This window comes from Azoarcus taiwanensis, from assembly GCF_012910885.1.
In the GTDB taxonomy this organism is placed as follows: Bacteria; Pseudomonadota; Gammaproteobacteria; order Burkholderiales; family Rhodocyclaceae; genus Azoarcus_F; species Azoarcus_F taiwanensis.
Window position 1 is genome coordinate 20918 of record NZ_WTVM01000047.1, and the last position, 7162, is coordinate 28079.

General features: G+C 64.0%; 7 protein-coding genes. All 7 read right to left on the reverse strand.

Annotated features, from left to right (window positions below):
* Nucleotides 1–7 precede the first annotated feature (7 nt).
* Nucleotides 8–1774, reverse strand: coding sequence for a SulP family inorganic anion transporter (locus GPA21_RS09540; RefSeq protein ID WP_168987970.1), 1767 nt, complete (start codon nucleotides 1772–1774; stop codon nucleotides 8–10).
* 8 nt (nucleotides 1775–1782) lie between these two features.
* Nucleotides 1783–2643, reverse strand: coding sequence for an MBL fold metallo-hydrolase (locus GPA21_RS09545; protein WP_168987971.1), 861 nt, complete (start codon nucleotides 2641–2643; stop codon nucleotides 1783–1785).
* Nucleotides 2644–2687: 44 nt separating this feature from the next.
* A complete protein-coding gene (locus GPA21_RS09550) occupies nucleotides 2688–3686 on the reverse strand; it encodes an SLAC1 anion channel family protein (RefSeq protein ID WP_168987972.1) in 999 nt (332 codons plus the stop codon).
* 14 nt (nucleotides 3687–3700) lie between these two features.
* Nucleotides 3701–5125, reverse strand: coding sequence for a dihydrolipoyl dehydrogenase (locus tag GPA21_RS09555; RefSeq protein ID WP_168987973.1), 1425 nt, complete (start codon nucleotides 5123–5125; stop codon nucleotides 3701–3703).
* Between the two features lie 77 nt (nucleotides 5126–5202).
* Nucleotides 5203–5847, reverse strand: a complete 645-nt coding sequence (locus tag GPA21_RS09560) for a peroxiredoxin (RefSeq protein ID WP_211163518.1) — start codon at nucleotides 5845–5847, stop codon at nucleotides 5203–5205.
* A 411-nt stretch (nucleotides 5848–6258) separates the two neighbouring features.
* Nucleotides 6259–6591, reverse strand: a complete 333-nt coding sequence (locus GPA21_RS09565; protein WP_168987974.1) for a cupin domain-containing protein — start codon at nucleotides 6589–6591, stop codon at nucleotides 6259–6261.
* A 51-nt stretch (nucleotides 6592–6642) separates the two neighbouring features.
* The coding region (locus GPA21_RS09570) for a 4Fe-4S dicluster domain-containing protein (protein WP_168987975.1) at nucleotides 6643–7162 on the reverse strand (520 nt) is incomplete at its 5' end.

The following is a 7162-nucleotide window of genomic DNA, read 5'->3' on the forward strand; positions in this document are numbered from 1 at the left end:
TCGTGGCTCATGCAGTGTCTGTTTCGGCGCCGGTTGCAGTGCCCCCACCTCCGACCCCCAGAACCTTGTACGCCTCGGCCTGTGTCATGAAGATTCGGCCGGACAGCCAGTCGGCGACGTCGGTCCGGTCGAGTCTGTCACGCACCGGTCCCTTGAGTTCGGAAAAATGCAGCACCAGACCTTTCGAGCGCAGGTCGCGGTCGAGCTGCATCAGGACTTCCAGCCCGGTCAGGTCGATGCCGTTCACCCCGCTCATCATCAGCACCACGTGGCGTAAGCCCGGCTTGCGGGCCATGGCTGTGGTCAGGGTTTCGGAGACCCAGCGGGAGTTGGTGAAGACGAGACTTTCGTCGACGCGCACCGACAAGACCTCGGGCAGGGTTTCCACCTCGAAACGATTGACGTTGCGGAAGACCTCGGTGCCGGCGAGGCGGCCGACCTCTGTCCAGTGTGGCCGGGCGGTGCGCTGCAGCAGAAGGCAGATCGCGCCGAGCACGCCCGCGAGCAATGCGGTTTCGACCCCCATGGTCAGTGTCAGCAGCGTCACCATTGCCATCAGCGTGAACTCGGTGCGCGAGTAGCGCCACGCCAGCAGGAAGGGTTTGAGATCCACGAGCGACAGAACCGCGACGATGATGGTCGCAGCCAGCACCGCGCGTGGCAGGTATTGCAGCATGTCGCCGAGCAGCGCGATGGCGACCGCGAGAAACAGTGCGGTCCACACGCCAGCCATCCGGGTGCGGGCGCCGGCGTCGAAGTTGACGATGCTGCGCGCGAAGCCACCGGTGACCGGCATGCCGCCGGAGACGCTGGCGGCGGCGTTGGCTGCGGCGAGGCCGAAAAGCTCGCGCCTTGGTGAGACCTTCTCGCCGCGCCGTGCGCCCAGCGCTTCTGCGACCGCCAGACTCTCGACGTAGGCCACCAGCCCCAGCAATACGGCAGGGGCCAGCAGGTCGAGCCAGACCGCAAAGGGTGCCTGCCACAATGGGGGAAAGGCGAGGCCGTCGCCCAGATTGACCCGGCCCGACAGCGCGACGCCAGCGTTGAGCTGCGGAAGACCCGCAATCCAGGCAATGGACAACACCACCACGATGATCGGGGCGGTACGCGCCAGCAACTGGGCCGGCCGAGCTCCGAGTCCGAAACTGCGCAGCCCGCGGGCGCCGTAGCGCCGCAAGCCCCACAGCATTGCGAGTGCCGAGAGCCCGATGAGGGCGGTGGTCAGGTGCGGCGTCGGGTGGGACGAAGCAGCCAGCGAATGGCCGAGTTCGACCACGGTGCTGCCGCCAGCCTGCACGCCAAGCAACACCGGCAGCTGGCCGATGGCGATGACCAGCGACGCTCCTGTAATGAAACCGTGCAGCACTGGGGCACCGAGCAGGGCAGCCAGGGTTTCGAGCCGGAACAGCGCCGCGATCAGGAAGACCGCCGCGATCTCAAGCGCGAGCACCATTGCCACCAGATGCGGGGCGACGTCATGCGCGACGGCGACACCACCGACGGCCTGCGCAGTCATCATCGCAAGTACCGCAACAGGTCCCACCGCCAGCGTTGAGCTGGAGCCGAAGGCCGCGTAGCCGAGGATGGGCAGCAGGCTGGCCATCACACCCACGACCGGGGGCAGCCCCGCCAGCATCGCGTAGGCGAGACTCTGCGGCACCAGCAGGATGGTGACGATGACGGCGGCGACCAGGTCGTCGCCGAGCGCCGAGCGACGGTAGTCTCGCCAGCGCCCGAACAGTGAAGCCGGTCTTGCCGCGGTGTCCGGGGTCATTGGTCGGTTTACAAGAGATCGATCGGAATTTTCAGGTAGTGCACGCCGTTGTCCTCGGCCGGCGGCAGGTTGCCGGCGCGGACGTTCACCTGAATGGAGGGCAGGATGAGCGTCGGCATCGCAAGCGTCTTGTCGCGGGCAGTGCGCATCTCGACGAACTCCGCCTCGGTGACACCGTCATGCACATGGATGTTGCGTGCACTCTGCTCGGCGACCGTGGTTTCCCATTTCGGCTCGCGCCCCTCGGGCGGATAGTCGTGGCACAGGTGCAGCCGGGTTTCCGGGGCGAGTGACAGCACCTTGCGGATGGAGCGGAACAGGGTGGCCGCGTCGCCGCCCGGGAAATCGCAACGCGCGGTACCGTAGTCGGGCATGAACAAGGTGTCACCGACGAAGGCATCCTGGCCGATGACATAGGTCAGGCAAGCAGGGGTGTGGCCAGGCGTGTGCATCACTTCGACCTCTAGTTCGCCGATGCGGAAGGTTTCCCCGTCCTCGAACAAATGATCGAACTCGGCGCCGTAGGTGTTCATGTCCTTGGCATTGAAGATCTCCTTGAACACGCTCTGCACCTGGCAGATGTGGGAGCCGATGCCGATCTGGCCACCGATATGCGCCTTCAGGTATGGCGCCGCCGACAGGTGATCCGCGTGGGCATGGGTTTCGAGCAGCCATTCCACGCTCAGACCGGCTTCGCGGACGTGGGCGATCACTTCGTCGGCGGATGCGCGTGACGTACGGCCGGACTTGGGGTCATAGTCGAGCACGCTGTCGATGATCGCCGCCTTGGCCGTGGCCGGGTCCGACACGACGTGGGTGACGGTATTCGTGGCGGGGTCGAAGAAGGACTTGACGTTGGCTTGCTGCATGAAAGTGTCCTCTTGATTCGATAATGTTTTAAGGGAAGTCGGGCTCATTCCGGCACGCATATCCTGCCCTGGCTGGCCGCGATCAGGGTCTTGACGGCCAGAACGGCGACGACGGCACTCAGTACGACCAGCAGGAGCCAGGACAAACCAGTGTAAAAGACCATTCCGCTGCGTGCGCTCATCTCGAAGGTGGCAATGGTCATCGCCGCCAGCGGGAAGGAATAGGCCCAGGCCGAGATGAAGAACGGCAGGCGGAAGAAGCGCGCGGCGTTACTGGCGAGCAGCAGCGTGAGGAACAGCGCGGTGAAGTAGAGCACCCGGGCCATCGGATCGAGCTGATCGGTCAGCGCGACGTAAGCGAGAAAGCCCACCGCCGGCGGTGCGATCAGGATGAAAAGCGTCGGCGTCAGGCGCGCCGGTAACGGCTCGTGAAAGAACACCCGGTAGAGCACGATGGTCATCAGCACCAGCCAGAACACCAGCCCGATACTGAAAAAGAACCAGCTGATGTCCGCAGGCGCGAAACGCACGCCCGCCAGTGGCACGATGATGTTGCCCACCACCGGAATGAACCAGGCCGGGTTGGCGTGCTTGATGTCGTAGTGGGTATGGTGAATCCAGCTGCTCATCGCGAACAGGGTGAACAGGAGATGCACTGCGGCGCCGACACCCCACATCCAGCGGGCGACCGCGGGCGCATCCTGTGCCCACGCGATGGCGAGCAGCAGCATGCCGATCGAGATTGCCGGGAAGAAATTCAGGCGAATCGGATGGTTACGGTCGGCCTTTACCGAATCGGGATGGCGGATCAGCTTTGTGGCATACATTGCGATCAGGAAAACGTAAACACCGCTCGCGAGCCAGCGCAGCAAGATGCCGACCTCTGCGGGTGCGATGCCGGCGTGATGTGCCTTGAGCCAGGCGATGGTCAGGCCCGCCAGACCCATTACGGTGGCAAACAGTGCGACCGGGAAATGCGCCAAACGGGTTGCGTGCCCGCTTTGCGCGGGCGCGTTGCTCGCCGCTGCAATCTGCGTATTCATCGAACGGTTCTCCTTCAAAGCCGCGTCTCGAGCGCCAGGCCCGCTGGGTAGGGCGACGCATCGGGCAACTGGCTGACAATGTCTTGCAGGGCGGTCTGCAACATTTCCTCGACCACCGGGTGGTAATAGGGCAGCGCGAGCAGTTCGCGCGCGGTTTCGCCGCGCTGTATGGCCCAGGCGAGCAAGTGAGCGAGGTGTTCGCCGCCGGCTGACACCATTGCGGCACCGAGCAGACGGCCGTCGGAGGCGTCCGCATAGACGCGGAGCAGACTGTCGGTCGCGCCGAGGATGCGCGCCCGGCCGTTCTTGTCGCCGCCGGCCAAACCAATCACGATGCCGTCGGCCGGCAGCGCGTCGAAACGGCTGCCAACGCTCGCGACATCCGGATCGGAGAAGGCGATGCCAAGCGACACTTTGCGTGCGAACCGGGTGGGTGTGCTCCGGGCCGCGTTGAAGCCCGCGATCGCGCCCTCGTCCGCAGCTTCGTGCATCAGCGGGCGGTCGGCATTGGCGTCGCCGGCGATGTATACGGGCAGGTCGCCAATCTGCATCGTCGCCGAGTCGAAGAGCGGTGTGCCGCGCGCGTCCAGCGGAAAACCGGCTTCCGCCAGTCCCAGGCCATCGGTATTCGGTCGCCGGCCCAGTGCCGCGAGAAGCACCTCGACTTCGGTTTCGCGATCGTCCGCGCGCATCGATACGCCCGTTTCGGTCCGTTCGAGGCGGGTTTCCACTCCCAGCCACAATTCCATTTCCTGTCCGAAGCGGGGACGCGCGCGTTCACCGATCACCGGGTCGACGATAGCGCCGACGTTCGTGGCCAGATCGGCGCCGACCACGCGTATGCCGAGTCGCGACAGCGCCAGCCCCATCTCCAGTCCGATGGCGCCCAGCCCCAGAATGCCGACGCTGCGGGGCAGTGCGTCCAGCTCGAACAGGTCGTCCGTGCTGATCGTCCGGTCGCGCACTGGTTCGAGCCAGCCCGGCATCACCGGGCGGGAACCGGTAGCGATCACCACCGCGTCGGCACGGATGCGACGCGCACCGCTCGCGGTGTCGACCTCGATCAGCGTCGGTTCGACGAAGCGGGCCCGGCCTTCAATCAGCCTGTCACCCGCGGCGGCACGGGCTTTGCCGGCCGCGTTGCCGGCGAAAAAGTCGCGTTGCTCGCGTAGCTTCGCCCAGGTGGACGCGTGGTCGATGGACAGTGTTTCGGTGCCGCTCGCGCCGATGGCCGGCAAGGCCTTGCGCGTAGCCCATTCGGCGCCCGCATGAAGCGCCACTTTTGACGGCATGCAACCGACGCGGGCGCAGGTGGTGCCCAGCGGCCCTCGGTCGATCAGCAGAAAATCCTTACCGGCGCGACGGACTTCGCGCAAGGCATAGAGGCCTGCGCTGCCGGCGCCGATGATCACGACATCGGTTCTGATTTCGGTGTTCATGGGCTCTCCCGTGCGTCGGGTTTGTTGATAAGACCCTGCACACCCCGGCTGGGGTGCGCAGGGTAGTCAGGTGGAGATCAGAGCGACTTGGTCGAGAAGTACCAATCGACCGTGTCGTAGCCTTCGCCCGCGCGCTTGTCGGCCGCTTCAGCGGTCTTGGGCGGGGGCACGATCACCGGCTTGCCCGGGCACCAGTTTTCCGGCGTCGCGACGCCGTTCTCGTCCGAGGTTTGCATCGCTTCGAGCAGGCGAACGAACTCGTCGATGCTGCGACCGTTGCTCATCGGGTAATACACCATTGCGCGCAGGATGCCGTTGGGGTCGATGAAGAAGGTCGCACGCACCGCCTGGGTGTCGGCTGCCCCTGGGTGGACCATGCCATAGGCGCTGGCCACCTCCATCTTGATGTCCTCGATGATCGGGAAGGGAATGTCCACCCCGAATTTCTCCTTGATGTTTCGGGTCCAAGCGAGATGCGAGAAGAGGCTGTCGATCGACAGGCCGAGCAGCTCGCAGTTCATCTCGGCGAACTTGGGTGCGGCTTGTGCGAAACCGATGAACTCGGTGGTGCACACCGGGGTGAAGTCGGCCGGGTGGGAGAAGAGGATCAGCCATTTGCCGCGATAATCCTCGAGCGAGCGATCACCGTGGGTCGTGCGCGCCTTGAAGGCCGGGGCTGGTTCGTTGAGGTGGGGGAAGCTGGCTTGCTGCGTGGTTTCCATGATGAATCTCCGTGTTGGCGATAGGTTGTGTCTGACGACAACTAAAGATTAGAGAAAGCTAATATGCGGCGCAATTTGATTTCTTGCATTGCAGCGATAGCGTTCATGTATCGATAGCGTCAAAGGTCTTCAATTGACCTAATCAAGACAAGGCAATTGGTGTGCCAGGGGACCGGGAGAGGTGGAAACTCAGGCGGAATGCGGCTTTGAGACGCATTCGTGGGGTGGAAGCGTGAATCGACGCTGCCATTTGCTGCCAATCCCGGCGTGGGTGCCTAGCCTTGGCAGGCAGTAAACCGGGAAAGTGGCAGAGGTCTGGGCGCTGTCGTGGCGCGCGCGATCGTGACGCGACAGATCGGCAGCTACGTTCCGTTTTCGCGGGACGATCCCGCTTGTCTGGCGGCGCGCCCGTTATTCGCGATGAAGCACAATGGTGACGAGCAACGAACTGTCCTCGATCGCCCGTACCGCGTGAGGTTCACGGTCTGCGAGATAGACGAGATGGCCGGGCTGCATGAGTTGCGTCCGACCGTGCGCTTCAAGCTCCACGCTGCCCTCGATGCACTGGATGGTGATCAGTCCGCTGGCCTCGTGCATCGGGGTCGCCTTGCCCGCCGGCAGCACCATCCGGAACACTTCGAAGTGCTCGGCGCGAATCAAGGTGCTCGAGTGTGTGTCCGCCAGGCTCGCGCCCAGCGGTGCGATGTCGATGAGTTCCCCGGATGTCGCGTGCTTGCGTGCCATGTTCGCCTCCTGTCATGTCGGTGCCGGGTCGAGCCAGGCACCGATGCCTGGTTACAGCGATTGTCTGGTGAGCTTTGCGCGGATGCGCTCGATCGCATGCGACGGGCTCAAGTGCTTGGGACAGACTTCCGTGCAGTTCATGATCGAGCGACAGCGGTACAAGCGATAGACGTCGTCCAGATACTCGAGCCGCTCGGCTGTTGCCCGGTCACGGCTGTCTGCAATGAACCGGTACCCCTGGAGTAGCGCGGCCGGCCCCAGAAACTTGTCCGGATTCCACCAGTAGGAAGGGCAGAATCCGCTGCAGCAACCGCACAGGATGCATTCCCACAGGCCGTCGAGCTCATCGCGCTGCTCGGGCGACTGAAGGCGCTCGCGCGTCGGTGGCGGCTCGTCGTTGATGAGATACGGTTTGACCGCGTGGTAATGGGCGAAGAACTGCGTTGTCAGCGGTAATCCAATAATCCCCACCTGTGGTAATCGAATTTTCCCCACCCATCGACTTGAAGGAGTCAGAGATGGAAAGGGAATCAGTGGTGTTCGATGTGGAAGCTGTCCTGGACCCGAGGGT